The following is a 15,283-nucleotide window of genomic DNA, read 5'->3' on the forward strand; positions in this document are numbered from 1 at the left end:
GTAATCACCCATGCCGCTGCTTCACCGGCAACGTTTTCAGTCAGTGAGACAGGTCCCGGCCTATCACCGCCTCAGCACCTCGGCGGGGTCGTGGCCGAGGTCGTGGAGCAAGACCATCGCGGCGTTGCGGCCGGGCGCGCCGGTGATGGAACCGCCCGGGTGGGTGGTCGCCCCGGTCTGGTAGAGGCCCGCGATGGGCATCCGGTGCGAGCCCCAGCCGGGAGCCGGGCGCAGGCCGCCTGACTGGGCGATGCCGCGGTCGCCGCCGTGGAACGCGCCGTGGACCATGTGCGGGTTCAGCTTCTCGTAGTCCTTCGGCGACTTCACCAGCATGGCCTGGATCACGTCGTCGGTGAAGTTCGGCGCCGCTTCGCACAGGCGGGCGAGTTGGCGCTTGGCGTGCTCCTCCTTGATCACGTCCCAGTCCTGCACGTCGTAGACGTTCTGGCTGAGCAGCTTGACCGTGTGGTGGCCCGCCGGCGCGCGCGTCGGGTCGGCCAGGGTGGGCGTGGCGATCAGCAGCCAGGGGACGCCGTCGATGAACCGGCCCGCGCGCAGGTCCGCACCGAGCCCGATCACGTCCTCCGGCCAGCCGACGGTGCCGGCGGAGACGGCGGTCCGCCCGGCATTGCCCGGCGTCTCGAACACCGGCGGCGCGCTGGTGGCCAGGTACACGCCGAAGCCGGGGATGCCGACGTCATAGGTGTCGACGCTGTAGTGGAACTCCTCGGGCCAGCTACTGGCGGGAGCCATGTCCCGCAGGTGGGTGACGTGGATGGTGGACAGCACCGCCCGCGCGGCGCGGTACTCGTGCCTGCCGCCCGTGCTGTCCGCCGCCTCGACGCCCACGCAGCGGCCGCCGTCGAGGATCAGCCGGGTGACGGTCCTGCCGGTGACGATCGTGGAGCCGTGATCTTCCAGGTAGCGGACGAGCACGTCGACCAGGGTCTGCGAGCCGCCCGGCAGGATCGACCAGCTTCGCTGCTGCCGCCCGAAGACCAGCGAGTACGCGAGGACTCCCGAGCCGGGCATGTCGACAGCCTGATTGGTCTGGAAGGCCATCCAGAGCATGAACGCTTGCACGTGCCGGTCGGTGAACTCGTGCCTGATCACGTCCCACGGCGACAGCTGAGCGATCCGCTGCCAGACCCTGCCGCGCGGGTGCTCGGCCAGGCGCTGGTCAAGGGACGGGCCGAAACCCACCGGGGTGAACTGCGCCCCGCTGAACGCCGACTTCACCGCGTCGTAGTCGGCCAGGAGCCTTAGGTACGCGTCCGCGTCGCCTTGATTGAAGCGGGCGATCTCCGCCGCGGTGCGATCCTTGTCGAGCCACATGGTGAGCTGCTCGCCGTCGGGGAAGGCGACGTGGGCAACCGGGTCGGGATCGATATACCGCAGGCCGTAGTCCTTGATGAGCCCGAGTTCGTCCCTCGTCAGCAGCGGGTTGACCCGGATCAGCGTATGCCCCGTCGCGCAGGTGTCGATCTTGTAGCCGGGGAGCAGGACCTCCTCCGTCGTGGCCCCGCCGCCCGGGACGTCCCTGGCGTCGAGAACCAGGCAGCGGTAGCCGGCCTTGGCGAGGTAGCAGGCGGCGATCAGGCTGTTGTGCCCGGCTCCGGCAACGATAACGTCCGCGTCAGAAGTCACGACCCCCAAGTCTGGCTGACAAGCACGCCCAAGAGAAGGTGCCCAGGTCATAATCCCCGGCGGACATCGCGGTGCTGGCGGCCAGGGACCTGGCCCTGCTGTCCAGCGGCGAGGTGTGGGTACTGCACCTGCGCGAGCATGAGTACGGCGGCAAGGCCGGCCTGCTACCGCCCCTCGAGACCGCGGATGCGGCCGGTGCCGAGGTCGCGGCGTCCGTCGAGACCCTGACCAAGGCCGGGGTCAAGGCACATGGCCTGGTGAAGAACACCATGTACCGTCACGCCGCGCGCGTGATCGTCGCCGACGCCATCGAGCTCGGCTGCGGCGTCATCGTGATGGGCTCACGCGGCCGCGGCGACCTGGCCGGGCTTGTGCTCGGCAGCACCGCGCACAAGGTCATCCACCTGACCGACCGTCCCGTCCTGGTCATCCGCTAGCCGCAGCGCCGGCTGACCGGCCCTATTCGGCGTCGTCGGCGATTTCGAGCTGAGCCGGGCGGGCGGACAGGACGTGCACGCGCATGACCGCCTCCGCCCAGGCTGGATCGCCCGCGCGCAGCGCGTCGACCAGTTCGCGGTGCTGCCGCATGCTCTGCTGCATGCGGGCGGGCGAGTAGTGCCGGTAGGTGCGCGAGATGACCGGCACGTGCAGCAGGGAGTGCATGAGCCCGGGCAGCAGCGCGTTGCCCGACGCCTCGATGACCGCGCCGTGAAACTCGCGGTTGAGCTCGGTGATCAGGTCGATGTCGGCGTCGGTGCCGTCGGCGGCTGCGGCTTCCATCCTGGTGACCAGGTCCGCCATCGCGGCGATGTCCGCGCCGGTGATCCTGGTCGCGGCCTGCCTGGCGGCGTGTCCCTCAAGGAGCGCGCGCAGGTCGGAGATGTCACTGAGCTCGCTGGTGGTCCACGTCCTGACCCGGGCGCCCTTATTCGGCAGGGTGGACAGCAGGCCCTCTGAGCCCAGGCGGCGCAGCGCCTCCCTGACCGGGGTGCGGCTCACCCCAAGGGCGACCGCCAGGTCCGCCTCGCCGAGCCGGGCGCCGGGGGCATAGGTCCCGTCGAGGATGCCTTGCCTGAGCCTCGCATACACCCTGTCCACCGCCTGGGGGGACGGCGTTCCCTCAGCGCTGTCAGCCGATCGCACGTTCCTTACCTCCGGCGTAGAGCGTAACGCGGGTTTCGCCGAGGTCAGGATGCTTCGCCCGGCGGGAACACGCCCGCCCGGCCAAGCAGCGCGGGGTTGGCGTGGCCGAGGCGCTCCTCGATGTACGCGGACGCGGCGAGCAGGGGCGTCATGTCGATCCCGGCGTCGATGCCACTGCGGCCGAGCGCGTACAGCAGGTCCTCGGTGGCGATGTTGCCTGTCGCGGCGGGCGCGAACGGGCAGCCGCCGATGCCGCCGCTGCTCGCGTCGAGCGCGGTCACGCCGGCCTCGAGGGCGGTGAGCGCGTTCGCGTAGCCGGTGTTCCTCGTGTTATGGAAGTGGCACCGCAGCGGCAGGCTGGTCTCGGCTCGGACGGCCGCCACCAGGGTCCGCACGTCCTGGGGCACCGCCACGCCGATGGTGTCGGCGAGCGCGACTTCGGTAAGCCCCGCGTCGGCGCACTGGCGGACGATCTCCGCCACTCGCTCCGGCCGCACCTCTCCCTCGAACGGGCAGCCGAACGCGGCGGCGACTGTCACGGTGACCGAGAGTCCCGCGGCGCGGGCCGTCGCGGCGATCGACGCCGTGGCACTGATGGCCTCCGCGGTGCTCATCCCCTGGTTCCTCGCGGAGAAGGTGTCCGTGGCGACCACGACCATGTTCACCTCGTGCAGGCCCGTCGCGAGCGCCCGGTCGAGTCCCCGCTTGTTCAGCACAAGACCGCTGTAGCTGACCCCATCGGGCCTGGACACCGCGGCCATGACCGCCTCGGCGTCCGCCATCTGCGGTACCCGCGCCGGGTTGACGAAGCTGACCGCCTCGATGCGCCGCAGCCCCGTCGCGGCCAGCGCCTCGATGTAGGCGACGCGGGCGGGCACATCGAGGATCACGCTCTCGTTCTGCAGCCCGTCTCTAGGTCCAACCTCAACGATCTCGACCACGCCTGCCCCCAGCCACTCGAAGCAACTTGCATGCAATATTTGACATTCAACCGCTAGACCTTGCCAAAGACAAGCTGGTGTGAATGAATTGCATGCAATCTACTCAACGGACGGACCGGAGGACACCCGGCGTGGCAACGACAGGCGAGGACAGCGCGGTACCGGACGAGCCAGGGACGGAGCCGCTTGCCGGACTCCGCGTCACCGAACTCGGGACGCTGCTCGCCGGGCCGTTCTGCGGGCAGCTGCTCGGCGACTTCGGCGCCGAGGTCATCAAGGTGGAAGAGCCGGGCAGGGGCGACCCGATGCGCCAGTGGGGCCGGGAGAAGCCGCACGGCAAGTCGCTGTGGTGGCCTGTCCTCGCCAGGAACAAGAAGTCGGTCACCGTCAACCTGCGCGACCCGCAGGGGCAGGACCTGGTCCGCCAGCTGGCCGCGAAGTCGGACGTGCTGCTCGAGAACTTCCGGCCGGGGACGCTCGAGCGCTGGGGTCTCGCACCCGAGCAGCTGTGGGAGATCAACCCCGGCCTCGTCATCACCCGGGTGACCGGCTACGGCCAGACCGGGCCGTACGCGCAGCGGGCCGGCTTCGGCTCCATCGGCGAGGCCATGGGCGGCATCCGCTATGTCACCGGCGACGCGGACCGCGCGCCGTCGCGCGCAGGCATCTCGCTCGGCGACGCGCTCGCCGCCACGTTCGCCGCCCTCGGCACGCTTGTCGCCCTGCAGGCCAGGCACCGCACCGGCCGTGGCCAGGTGGTCGACTCGGCCATCTACGAGGCGGTGCTCGCCCTGATGGAGTCGCTGCTGCCCGAGTGGGAGCTGGCCGGCTACCAGCGCGAGCGCACCGGGAGCGTGCTGCCGAATATCGCGCCGAGCAACGTGTACCCGACCGCCGACGGCGACCTGATCCTCATCGCGGCCAACCAGGACGGCGTGTTCCGCCGCCTGGCGGGTGTCATGGGGCAGCCCGGCCTCGCCGACAACGAGCGGTACGCGACGCACGGGGCGCGCGGCGCGTACATGGACGAGCTCGACGACCTCATCGCGGCGTGGACCGCGACCGTGAACGCGGACGAGCTACTTGACCGGCTGCACGCGGACGGCGTGCCCGCCGGCCGCATCTACCGGGCCAAGGACATGTTCGCCGACCCGCACTTCGCGGCCCGCGAGGCCATCATCCGGCTGGCCCATCCGGAGTTCGGCGAGGTGCCGATGCACGGCGTGTTCCCGCGACTGTCCGGCACCCCGGGGCGGGTCAGGCACGCCGGGCCCGCGCTTGGCGAACACAACAACGACGTCTACCGCGGCCTGCTCGGCCTCGATGACGGCGAGATGGCAAAGCTGACCGCCGCGAGCGTGATCTAACCGCGGGCGCTGGGCCACCCTTTTACGAGGCGATGATGCCGGCCAGGTCCTTGTCGCGGCGGGCGTTGGCTCGGACGTCGGGGTTGAGGGTGATCGCGTCGGTCAGGGCGGCGGCTGCTTCGTCGAGCTGCCCGGCGCGTGCCCGGGCGCACGCCAGGTTGTAGCTGGCCATGCCGCGGGCGCGGGCAGGCGCACCGACGTACCCCGCGGCCGCGACGGCGTGCTCGGCCAGGGCCACCGCGCGATCCGGCTGGCCGTGACCGAGGTAGTACTCGCCGAGATGCCCCAAGGGGTGCCAGAATCCCCGCACCACCACCTGAAGCCACAGCTGCCTGCCGCGCAGCCAGGGATTCCTGGCCGGCTCAAGCAGGTCTTCGCGGCTGACCAGGCGCATTTCCTCGGCCAGTTCGCCCGCGACGCGCCAGCTGTCCCTGGCCACCGCGTCGGCGGGCTGCGCGCTCAGTTCCGCGTACAGCGCGGCCGAGGCGTGATCGGCCTCCGCGAACTCTGGCGGCGCCTGCCGACAGCGGATGGCGCGCAGCCGCTGTACCTGCTGCCGCCGGAACTCGGTGTCGTGCGCGACCACCGGCACTGCCGCCCAGAGTTCCGCGCTGCCCGCGGCCGGCTGCGGTTCTGCAAGCAGCGCTTGCTCGGCGGCGGCGGCCAGTCCGATCAGTCCTGTCACGGCGGCGCGCAGGTTTTCGCTCATGGTCCCGACGCTAGGTACCGCGGCTGCGCAGGGCCAAGAGCGTAGACTGACAAGCTGTGTCGCAGGACGGACATGACCGAGATGACCACTGCGCCGCAAGCCCGGTGAGTCCGGATGCGGCTGTCATCGTGGCGACTTTCCCGATGCCGGCGGGACTGGTCTTCGACTGGCACGCGCACGTTGATCATCAGCTGGCCTGGGCCGCGAGCGGGGTGCTGACCGTCCGCACGCGGGAATCGGCCTGGGTGCTGCCGACCACCCGGGCGTTGTGGATACCTGCGGGCGTGCGGCACGAAACGCTTTCTGCCGGAACGGCAACGATGCGGTCCGCCTACGTCCGGCCCGCCCAGTGCCCGATCGGCTGGACCGAGCCGACTCCCGTGTCGGCAAGTCCGCTGATGGCCGAGCTGATTGGGTACCTGGAAGACCCGGTCCTCGACGGGCGGCGCAGGGCGAATGCCGAGGCGGTCCTTGTCGACATCCTGCGGCCGGTGGCGATGACCACCATCGAGGTCCGCATGCCAGCCGATGACCGGGCCAGGCAGGTCGCGGACCTGATCTCGGCCAACCTCGCAGACGGCCGGACGCTCGCCGAGTGGGGCCGTGCCGTCGGGACCAGCGAGCGCACTCTGGCCAGGGCATTCCTCGCTGACACCGGCGTGAGCTTCGGCCGCTGGCGCACCCGGCTGCGGCTGCGGGCCGCCGTTGGCGCCCTCGCCGCAGGCGAGCCGGTCGGTAACGTCGCCCGCCATGTCGGCTACGACTCCGACAGCGCGTTTGTGCAAGCGTTCCGCCGCGAGACCGGCGTCACGCCGGCCGCGTACTTCCGGCAGGGTGCCTGATACCGGCTCTGCGCCGGCTCTGGCGCGGCGGTCAGTCGGCCACCGCTAAGGGCGCGGAAGCAGCTCCGCCAGCTGTCCGGCTGACATCGACGGCGTGGCGCTGAGCGGGCCCGGTGCGCGCAGGCCCGCCAGGTGGATGTCGAGGAACCGCTGCCAGGTACCCGGCGCGACCTCGCCGGTCGTCTCGGTCAGCCCGCGCATGGCCCAGACCAGTGCCATCACGTCGCCGACGGTCACGTCGGCGTTCAGCGTGCCGGCGGCCAGGGCGCGGCTCGTCAGCTGCCGGACCGCGGCGCGGATCTCGCGCGCGGTGGCGCCGTCGGCGCTCCGCTCGAGCAGCAGGTGCGCGTACTTGGCGTGCGCGGCGAACAGCGCACCGAGCCCGCGCAGTAGCTGCTCCAGACCATCGCCGCCCGGGCAGGTGAGCGCCTGCCTGGCCTCGGCAAGCGCCTCGCACTGGGACAGCCGCACCAGCTCGTCGATCAGGGCGTCCTTGTTGGCGAACCGCCGGTACACGGTACCGACGCCGACCCCGGCCCTGGCGGCGATCTCCTCCATGCTGGCATCGGCACCGGACTCGCCGAGTACCTCGCGGGCCGCCGCGAGGACCCGGTGGTAGTTGCGGACCGCGTCGCGCCTCCCGGGCAGCGCCGGGTCGCTCACCGTGGGCTCACTGATCATCGGCCTTCCCTCACTCGCCCAGTTCGCTGGCCACCGTCTCCCCGGCGGCGCTCTCCGCCGTCACCGCGTCGCCGGACATCACCAGGGTGCCGACGGCGGCCGCCTCGGTGGCAGCAGTGCGCGGCCGCCGTGGCGATGGGATCAGCAGCGCGGCCAGCGCGGCCACCGCCACGACGGCGGCCATGACCCCGAACCCGGTCGTGTAGCCGGACGCCGCAGGCAGGCCGGACGGCTCAAGCTTCGCGGTGACGATGCTGGCCATCACGGCGGCGCCGATGCTGCCGCCGATCGTGCGGATGTTCGCGTTCATGCCGGTAGCCACGCTGGTCTGGCCGGCCGGCACCGCGGACACGACATTCGCCGTCATCGCCGAGAAGGCCAGCCCGAAGCCGACGCCGATCACGCCGGTGGCGACGTAGATCTCCCATTCCTGGGAGTGCGCGAAGGCGAACATGGCCATCGCCGCGCACCCGACGACACAGCCCGCGACCACCAGGACCTTGCCGCCGAGCCGCCGGGTGAGGGTCCCGACGAACAGGCCGACCGCGAACATGGTGACCCCGGAGGGCAGCAGCATCAGACCCGAGCGGGTGATGCTGGCGCCGAATCCGTACCCGGCCGAGGACGGGGTCTGCACGAACTCGGGCAGGAACGCGAACATCGCGTACATTCCGACGCCGATGAGCAGCGCGACAAGGTTGTTCGTCCAGACGCCCGGGCGCCGCATCATCTTCATGTCGATCAGCGGGGTGGCCGCCCGCAGCTCGGACCACACCCAGGCAGCGGCGAGCAGCACCGCCACGGCCAGCAGCCCGATGACCGCCGGCGCCCCCCAGCCCCAGCTCGGCGCCTCGCTCAGCGGCACAAGCAGCGCCACCAGCCAGCCGGACAGCAGCACCGCGGGCAGCCAGCTGATCGTGCCCGGGCTGCGGATGGGCGACTGCGGTATGAACAGCACCGCGCCGACCGCCGCGACCATCGTCGCGATGCCGGGCAGCCAGAACAGCCAGTGCCAGTTGAGCGCGTTCACGATCGGGCCGGCCAGCACGATGCCCAGGCTGCCGCCGACCGCGGTCAGCGCAGCGAGGATACCGACGGCGCCGGCCACCCTGTCCGCGGGGAATTCGTCGCGGATGATCCCGAACCCCAGCGGCAGCGACCCGCCGCCCAGCCCCTGAATCACCCGGGCCACGATCAGCACCGCGAGGTTAGGGGCCACGGCCGCCAGCACCGATCCGACCGCGAGTCCGGCCAGCGCGGCCACGAACACCCACTTCTTGCCGTAGATGTCACCGACCCGCCCCAGGATCGGTGTCATCACCGACGCCGACAGCAGATAGGCCGTCAATACCCACGTCACGGCGCTCTGCGAGGTGTGCAGTTCCGCCTGCACCGTGCTCAGCAGCGGGATCACCAGCGACTGCAGCAACGAGAACGCCCCGATGCCGAGCGCGAGTATCCCGAACGTCAGCTGATAGTGCGGCCGCGGCGCACTCTCCATGTCAGGGCCCTCCTGAAAGCGGAATCATGATTCCGCTACAGCATACCGTAGCGGAATGAAAATTCCGCTACGGGGTCGGCCGGCGGGGCTGGAAGATCGTTAAGCAAATGCCCGTTTCATTGCCGGGGTCCTGACCCCGGTAACGACACGGGCATTTCTGGAATGATCTTCGCATGACGACCCTCCACGTGGCGCCGGACGGCGCGGACACCGCGGACGGCTCCGCGGGCCGCCCGTTCCGCACGATCAACCGGGCGGCGGAAGTGGCCCGGCCTGGCGACACCGTCCTCGTCCACGCGGGCGAGTACCGGGAGTGGGTACGGCCGCGGCGTGGCGGGCTGAGCGGGGCGCGCCGCATCACCTACCAGGCCGCGCCCGGCGAGCACGTGGTCATCAAGGGGTCGGAGCCGGTCACCGGCTGGGAGCAGGAGCCTGGCGGCACAGTGTGGCGAGTGCCGGTGCCCAATGCGCTGTTCGGCGACTGGAACCCGTTCGCGGACGAGGTCGCGGGCGACTGGCTCGTCGAGCCCGTACCGCCGCTGCGCAAGCATCTCGGCGACGTCTACCTGAACGGGGTCAGCTGCTACGAGGCCGGCACGCGGGCGGCGGTGACCGATCCGCCGCTGCGCACCCAGGTGCTCGACCACTGGACGGGTGTGACGGACCGCGTGCGCAACCCCGGGCAGACCCGGCTCGTCTGGTACGCCGAGGTCGGCGAGGAGACGACGACGATCTGGGCGAACTTCCAGGGCGCCGACCCGAACGCCGAGCTCGTGGAGATCAACGTGCGCCGGTCGGTGTTCTCCCCCGTCGAACACCACATCGACTACATAACGGTTCGTGGCTTCGAGCTCGCGCAGGCCGCGTGCCCGTGGACCCCGCCCACCGCCGACCAGCCCGGGCTGATCGGCCCCAACTGGGCGAAGGGCTGGATCATCGAGGACAACGTGATCCACGACGCGAAGTGCTCCGCCGTCTCGCTCGGCAAGGAAGCCTCGACGGGCGACAACTACGCGACGCTGCGGGGCGACAAGCCCGGCTACCAGTACCAGCTCGAGTCCGTGTTCGCCGCCCGCCAGATCGGCTGGGACCGTGAGCACGTCGGCTCGCACGTGGTCCGGCGCAACACGATCTTCGACTGCGGGCAGAACGCCATCGTCGGCCACCTTGGCTGCGTCTTCTCCACGATCGAGGACAACCACATCTACAACATCGCGATCAAGCGCGAGTTCTTCGGTCACGAGATCGCCGGCATCAAGCTGCACGCCGCGATCGACGTCGAGATCCGGCACAACCGCATCCACGACTGCTCGCTCGGCATCTGGCTCGACTGGCAGACGCAGGGCACGCGCGTCTCGCGCAACCTCTGCTACCGCAACAACCGTGACCTGTTCGTCGAGGTGAGCCATGGCCCGTTCCTCATCGAGCACAATGTGCTCGCCTCGCCTGCCGCACTCGAGTCGTTCAGCCAGGGCGGCGCGTTCGTGCACAACCTGATTGGCGGCACGGTACGCCTGGAGCCCGTCATGGACCGGGCGACGCCCTACCACCGGCCGCACAGCACGCAGGTGGCCGGCTACGCCGTGATCTACGGTGGTGACGACCGGTACGTCGGCAACGTCTTCCTCGGCGGCGATGCCGCCGCGGCGTACGGGCCCGCGGCCTTCGGCACCGCGCCCGCGGGTTACGGCACCGCCGGCTACGACGGCCACCCGGCGACCCTCGAGGAGTACCTCGCCAGCCTCGCCGTACAGCCAGGTGGCGATCACCGGCGCTTCCCCGGCGTGCGGCAGCCCGCGTACCTGCGCGACAACGTGTACGCGCCCGGTGCGCGCGCCTTCGCCGCGGAGGCCTCGGCGCTGACGCTCGCCCAGGACTTGTCGTTCGAGGTGGCCGACGAGGGCGACGAGGTCTTCCTGGAGGCGCAGTTGCCCGCGGCCTTCCGCGGCGTCCGGCTTGGCGTCGTGACCGGTGCCGACCTGCCGCGCGTACGTTTCGCCGACGCCGACTTCGAGGAACGGAACGGCAGCCCGGTTATCATCGACGTCGACCTCCTCGGCGAGCGCAAGGAACCGGGCCGCGACTACCCCGCCGGACCGATCGCCAGCCTTGGCCCGGGCACGTCGCGTATCCGGGTGTGGTGAGCCCGCTGGCCGGGCTACCGGATGGTGACGCGGGAGCGCTAGCCACCTGTTTATGTCGAGCAGGAATCCGACGGGCGCCGTGCTGCTCGGCTGGATCGCCATGAAACCGGGCAGCCGTGGGTCGCGCGCGTATGCGGCTGCAAGCCGTTCCCTGTCGATCAGCTCAAACAGTGGCGCGCCAGGCTGCCGCAGCAGGGCGCGCAGCTGCGTGTCGATCGCGCGCTCGTAGGCCTGGTCGGCCGCACCGGGGTAGATACTCTTGCGACGGCCAAGCAGGTCCGGCGGGAGGAGCCCGGCCGCGGCGGTACGCAGCAAGCCCTTCTCTATCCCGCCGGCCTCCTTCATGGCCCGCGGGACGTTCCACACGTACTGGACCAGCCGGTGATCGGTGAACGGCACCCGCACGACCGTCGACTGCTTGCGGATCTCCCTGGACAGCAGGTACATCGACACCCACATGTCGCCCATGGTGGGCAGGTCGTGCGCGGCAAGCGGCGCCCACTGGGCCTCGACCAGGTCATCAGCCGACAGCATGACGGTGCTGTGCCCGCTGCCTATGTGCTCGGCGGCAGCATGCGCGAACGGCTCGTCATGGCTGGGCCGGAGCTGGTCCGGCGTGAACGCCTGCGCGCTGCCGACGAAGTCCACCGAGAAGGTGGCCAGCTTGGCCCGGTCGCGGCGCATGAGACTGTCGGCAGCCAGCGCGGAGACGACGCTGGAGTCGAGGCCGCCGGACAGCAGGCTGCCGTCGCTGATTTCAGCTGACCGTCGCGGGCTGGTCCGGCGCCGGGGTCCAGGTGCGGGCGCGCAGCAGCCGCAGGCCGTTCAGCCCGACGATCACGGTGGAGCCCTCGTGGCCGAGAACGCCGAGCGGGAGCGGCAGGTGCCCGGCGAGATCCCAGGTGACGAGCGCGGCGATGATGACGGCGGCGATCACGAGGTTGGCGGTGACGACCCGGCGGGCGCGGCGGGACAGGCTGATGACGCCGGGGATCGCCGCCAGGTCGTCGCGCATGATGACGATGTCGGCCGTGTCCAGGGCCAGGTCCGAGCCGGCTCGGCCCATCGCGGCGCCGATGCTCGCCGCCGCGAGCGCGGGCGCGTCGTTGACCCCGTCCCCGGCGAGCAGCACTCTGCGGCCGGCGGCTTCGAGTTCCCTGACCGCGGCCACCTTGTCCTCGGGTAGCAGTTCCGCCCGTACGTCGGCGATGCCGGCCTCGGCGGCGAGCCGCGCGGCGGCCCGCCGGTTGTCACCGGTCAGCAGCACCGGGGCCGCGCCGGTTACCGCGATGATCGCCACGACCGTCTCCGCGGCGGCGGGCCTGAGCCGGTCCGCGATCCCGAGCACGGCGGCTGGAGTGCCGTCGACGCGCATGACCGCGACGGTCTGCCCGTCGTCCTCGAGCGCGGCAACCGCCGCGTGAACTTCCTGGCGGAACTCGCTTGCTGATGCGCCGACCGCCGCCGTTCCCAGTAGGTGCCTTGGGCTGCCGATCTCGACCGTCCGGCCGCCGACCGTGGCTGTCACGCCGCGTCCGGGCAGCGCGGCGAAACGGGTGGCCGCCTCGACCGTCAGCCCGGCGTCCTTCGCCGCGCTCACCACGGCGCGGGCAAGCGGGTGCTCGGACGGGTTCTCCGCGGCGGCGGCCAGAGACAGCGCATCGTGTTCGGTGAGCCCGGCGCCGGCAAGCACGCGGACCGCGGCCAGCCTGGGCGTGCCCTCGGTCAGCGTGCCGGTCTTGTCGAACGCGACAAGACCGGTCTGGCCCGCTTCCTCCATCACGACGGCCGATTTCACCAGGACTCCGTGCCGGCCGGAGTTGGCCATCGCGGCAAGCAGCGGCGGCATCGTGGCGAGTACCACCGCGCACGGCGACGCGACGATCATGAACGTCATGGCGCGCAGCAGCGCGGCCTGGAACGCCTCGCCGGCCAGCAGCGGGATGGCGAACAGCGCCACCGTGGCCGCGACCATGCCGACGGAGTACCGCCGCTCCACCTTCTCGATGAACAGCTGGGTCCGCGCCTTGGTCGCGGAGGCTTCGGCCACCATGGACACGATCCGCGCGATCACGAAGTCGGCGGCGGCCGTGCCTGCCCGGATGGTCAGCGCGCCGGTGCCGTTCAGCGTTCCAGCGAAAACCGCGTCGCCCGCCTCCTTCGGCGCGGGCAGCGGCTCTCCGGTGATGGTCGCCTGGTCCACCTCGCTCGCCCCGCTGATGACCTGCCCGTCGGCAGCGATCCGTTCTCCTGGTCGCACCACGATCACGTCACCGGCGGCCAGCTCGGCCGCGTCGACAAGCTCCTCGGCGCCGTCAGGGCCGAGGCGTACCGCGCGGTCGGGCGCCAGGTCGAGCAGGCCGCGCACGGCCCGCTCAGTGTGGTGGGTGGCCACCGCCTCGAGTGCGCCCGAGGTCGCGAAGATCACGATGAGCAGGCCGCCGTCGAGCACCTGCCCGATCGCCGCGGCACCGATCGCCGCGACCACCATCAGCAGGTCAACGTCGAGGGCCCGGTGCCGCAATGCCCGCAGCCCGGCTAGACCGGGTTCCCATCCGCCAGCCGCATAGCAGGCGAGGAAGAACGTCCACCACAGCCACGCCGGGGCTGCCGCGAGACGGGCGGCGAGCCCGGCCGCGAACAGCAGCGTGGCCAGGACCGCCCACCGGACCTCCGGCAGGGACCAAGCCCCTGATTCCTGCGGCCGGGCAGTGACGGCGTCCTGGCCAGCGGCGGCGCGAGAGCCCGTCAGCACCGCGGTCACGCCGGCCTCCCCACGCGGCGCACCGGCGCCGGTCCTGGTGATACAGGATCAAATGAACAATTCTTCATATGATCAATACGGTACCCTGTCGGGCATGGGACATAAGACGCGGCAGCCGGAGCAGCAGGTACCGCCCGCGGTGCTCGACGGCGCTTCCGCGGCTCTTGTCGCGCAGACCATGCAAGCTCTCGCCGCGCCGAGTCGCCTGCTGATCCTGTCCCGGCTGCGCCGCGAGCCATGCTCGGTCACCGAGCTGGCCGCCGACATCGGCATGGAGCAGTCCGCGGTCTCCCACCAGCTGCGCATGCTCCGCCACCTGGGCCTGGTCGCGGGCACCAGGCACGGCAAGACCACCATGTACGCCCTGTACGACGACCACGTCGCGCGGCTGCTCGACGAGGCCGTGTACCACAGCGAGCACCTGCGCCTCGGCGTGCGCGACCAGGCCGCCGGACCCGGAACAGTCCCGGTCACCGTCTGACGGCCGGGCCACGCCCAGGCTCGGCTGTCAGGCCAGGGCGAGGAAGAGCTTCTCCATCTTCGCGATATCGGCCTCGCTAGGTCCGTCGCCATCGGTCAGGCAGTGCTGCAGCCCCGTGGACACGATCGCGAAACCGCTACGGCTGAGCGCCTTGTTGACGGCCGCAAGCTGGGTGAGCACATCCTCGCATTCGGATCCTTCCTCCAGCATCTTGATGACGCTGCCGAGGTGACCATGGGCGCGCTTCATCCGCAGGATGATGGCCTTCATCTCATCGGGCTGCAGTACCACTGAGTCTCCTTCGCTGCTTCGTCGGCCCCGATTCTATATCCCCCCAGGGGGATTCCGGACGGTCGGCCGGAGGCGGCCGCCGAGCAGGACGGCGATCGCGGTAAGCCAGACGGCCGTGAACACGACACTGGCGATCACGTCGGTCGTCCAGTGCACTCCCAGTTCCACGCGGGAGAACGCGGTGGCCACGATGGCAAGTCCGGCGATCAGCCAGCCGAGTACCCGAAGCGTCCGGTGGCGGGTGACCGCCGTGACGCACATGGCCAGGACGGTAATGGCCAGGGCCGCCGCGGCGGCATGGCCGGAAGGGAAAGACCAGCCGTGCGCCTGCACCAGCCGGATCGCCTCGGGAGGCCGGTCACGGGCGACAACTTCCTTGCCGATCCGCACCCCGCCGGCTTCGCCCGCCCACGCGAGCGCTGCCGCCGCCGCGGCAAGTAGCGGCAGGTGCCTAGCCAGGACCAGCCCGGCGACGACGGCAGCCATGACCGTCAGCGCGATCCAGGAGCCCAGCCAGGTCACCGCCTTCATCGCGGAGTCGAGCGCTGCCGTCCGCGAGTTCACCAGCACGCTCGTGGCATGACGATCGAAGTGCGTCACGGCATTCGAATGGACGACAATCTCGCCGGAGGCGATGAGACACCCGACAAGCCCCGCCCAGATGCCGGCAAGCACCGCCATGCGAGGCAGCGCCGCCCTGAGCTCCGACAGACGGGCGGATGGCATACGGAAACCTTAACGCGAGGGCCGCGGATGCCCGCCCATCGCTGAT

General features: G+C 70.9%; 14 protein-coding genes and 1 pseudogene. 5 read left to right on the forward strand and 10 right to left on the reverse strand.

All coding sequences use genetic code 11. From position 1 onward, the window contains the following. Positions 1-63 precede the first annotated feature (63 nt). A complete protein-coding gene (locus EAS64_RS04735) occupies positions 64-1,647 on the reverse strand; it encodes a phytoene desaturase family protein (protein WP_187365693.1) in 1,584 nt (527 codons plus the stop codon). Positions 1,648-1,718: 71 nt separating this feature from the next. Here EAS64_RS04735 and EAS64_RS04740 point away from each other — a divergent pair, with 71 nt between their 5' ends. Further along, a complete protein-coding gene (locus tag EAS64_RS04740) occupies positions 1,719-2,084 on the forward strand; it encodes a universal stress protein (RefSeq protein WP_187365694.1) in 366 nt (121 codons plus the stop codon). Positions 2,085-2,106: 22 nt separating this feature from the next. Here EAS64_RS04740 and EAS64_RS04745 read toward each other — a convergent pair whose 3' ends face one another. Next, on the reverse strand, positions 2,107-2,790 hold the full coding sequence (locus EAS64_RS04745; protein ID WP_145851441.1) for a GntR family transcriptional regulator: 684 nt from the start codon (positions 2,788-2,790) through the stop codon (positions 2,107-2,109). 44 nt (positions 2,791-2,834) lie between these two features. Then, a complete protein-coding gene (locus tag EAS64_RS04750; RefSeq protein WP_246115521.1) occupies positions 2,835-3,731 on the reverse strand; it encodes a hydroxymethylglutaryl-CoA lyase in 897 nt (298 codons plus the stop codon). Positions 3,732-3,862: 131 nt separating this feature from the next. On the opposite strand from EAS64_RS04750, the gene EAS64_RS04755 reads away from it, so the two are divergent. Further along, the gene (locus EAS64_RS04755) at positions 3,863-5,098 is read left to right on the forward strand and encodes a CaiB/BaiF CoA transferase family protein (protein ID WP_246115522.1); all 1,236 of its coding nucleotides are present in this window, start codon (positions 3,863-3,865) and stop codon (positions 5,096-5,098) included. Positions 5,099-5,120: 22 nt separating this feature from the next. On the opposite strand, the gene EAS64_RS04760 is transcribed toward EAS64_RS04755, so the two are convergent. Next, entirely contained in the window at positions 5,121-5,807 is a 687-nt protein-coding gene (locus tag EAS64_RS04760; RefSeq protein WP_145851443.1) for a TPR end-of-group domain-containing protein, read from the reverse strand. A 128-nt stretch (positions 5,808-5,935) separates the two neighbouring features. On the opposite strand from EAS64_RS04760, the gene EAS64_RS04765 reads away from it, so the two are divergent. Beyond that, positions 5,936-6,649, forward strand: a complete 714-nt coding sequence (locus EAS64_RS04765; protein ID WP_222848996.1) for an AraC family transcriptional regulator — start codon at positions 5,936-5,938, stop codon at positions 6,647-6,649. A 45-nt stretch (positions 6,650-6,694) separates the two neighbouring features. On the opposite strand, the gene EAS64_RS04770 is transcribed toward EAS64_RS04765, so the two are convergent. Both EAS64_RS04770 and EAS64_RS04775 read right to left on the reverse strand, forming a co-directional pair. Continuing rightward, complete coding sequence (locus EAS64_RS04770) at positions 6,695-7,330, reverse strand: TetR/AcrR family transcriptional regulator (protein WP_145851444.1); 636 nt, start codon at positions 7,328-7,330, stop codon at positions 6,695-6,697. A 10-nt stretch (positions 7,331-7,340) separates the two neighbouring features. Continuing rightward, positions 7,341-8,831, reverse strand: coding sequence for an MFS transporter (locus tag EAS64_RS04775; RefSeq protein ID WP_145851445.1), 1,491 nt, complete (start codon positions 8,829-8,831; stop codon positions 7,341-7,343). Between the two features lie 173 nt (positions 8,832-9,004). Between EAS64_RS04775 and EAS64_RS04780 the strand changes: the two genes are divergently transcribed. Then, positions 9,005-10,975, forward strand: coding sequence for a right-handed parallel beta-helix repeat-containing protein (locus tag EAS64_RS04780; protein ID WP_145851446.1), 1,971 nt, complete (start codon positions 9,005-9,007; stop codon positions 10,973-10,975). A 132-nt stretch (positions 10,976-11,107) separates the two neighbouring features. Here the strand turns inward: EAS64_RS04780 and EAS64_RS47320 are convergent. Next, positions 11,108-11,731: pseudogene (locus EAS64_RS47320) on the reverse strand (asparagine synthase-related protein); the annotation flags it as partial. 1 nt (position 11,732) lies between these two features. Next, positions 11,733-13,739 (reverse strand): heavy metal translocating P-type ATPase, encoded by a 2,007-nt coding sequence (locus EAS64_RS04790; RefSeq protein WP_342782010.1) that lies wholly within the window; start codon positions 13,737-13,739, stop codon positions 11,733-11,735. 94 nt (positions 13,740-13,833) lie between these two features. Between EAS64_RS04790 and EAS64_RS04795 the strand changes: the two genes are divergently transcribed. Beyond that, on the forward strand, positions 13,834-14,220 hold the full coding sequence (locus EAS64_RS04795; protein ID WP_145851447.1) for a helix-turn-helix domain-containing protein: 387 nt from the start codon (positions 13,834-13,836) through the stop codon (positions 14,218-14,220). 27 nt (positions 14,221-14,247) lie between these two features. On the opposite strand, the gene EAS64_RS04800 is transcribed toward EAS64_RS04795, so the two are convergent. Continuing rightward, positions 14,248-14,511 carry a metal-sensitive transcriptional regulator gene (locus EAS64_RS04800; RefSeq protein ID WP_222848997.1) on the reverse strand — a complete coding sequence of 88 codons (264 nt, stop codon included), beginning with the start codon at positions 14,509-14,511 and terminating at the stop codon, positions 14,248-14,250. A gap of 33 nt (positions 14,512-14,544) precedes the next feature. After that, entirely contained in the window at positions 14,545-15,237 is a 693-nt protein-coding gene (locus EAS64_RS04805; protein ID WP_145851448.1) for a phosphatase PAP2 family protein, read from the reverse strand. Between the last annotated feature and the right edge of the window lie 46 nt (positions 15,238-15,283).

The organism is Trebonia kvetii (assembly GCF_007827045.1).
Lineage (GTDB): Bacteria > Actinomycetota > Actinomycetes > Streptosporangiales > Streptosporangiaceae > Trebonia > Trebonia kvetii.

Coding starts and splice junctions, on each gene's coding strand:
- EAS64_RS04775 (WP_145851445.1), bottom strand. CDS start 8,831: ATGGAGAGTGCGCCGCGGCCGCACTATCAGCTGACGTTCGGGATACTC.
- EAS64_RS04795 (WP_145851447.1), top strand. CDS start 13,834: ATGGGACATAAGACGCGGCAGCCGGAGCAGCAGGTACCGCCCGCGGTG.
- EAS64_RS04805 (WP_145851448.1), bottom strand. CDS start 15,237: ATGCCATCCGCCCGTCTGTCGGAGCTCAGGGCGGCGCTGCCTCGCATG.
- EAS64_RS04780 (WP_145851446.1), top strand. CDS start 9,005: ATGACGACCCTCCACGTGGCGCCGGACGGCGCGGACACCGCGGACGGC.
- EAS64_RS04760 (WP_145851443.1), bottom strand. CDS start 5,807: ATGAGCGAAAACCTGCGCGCCGCCGTGACAGGACTGATCGGACTGGCC.
- EAS64_RS04770 (WP_145851444.1), bottom strand. CDS start 7,330: ATGATCAGTGAGCCCACGGTGAGCGACCCGGCGCTGCCCGGGAGGCGC.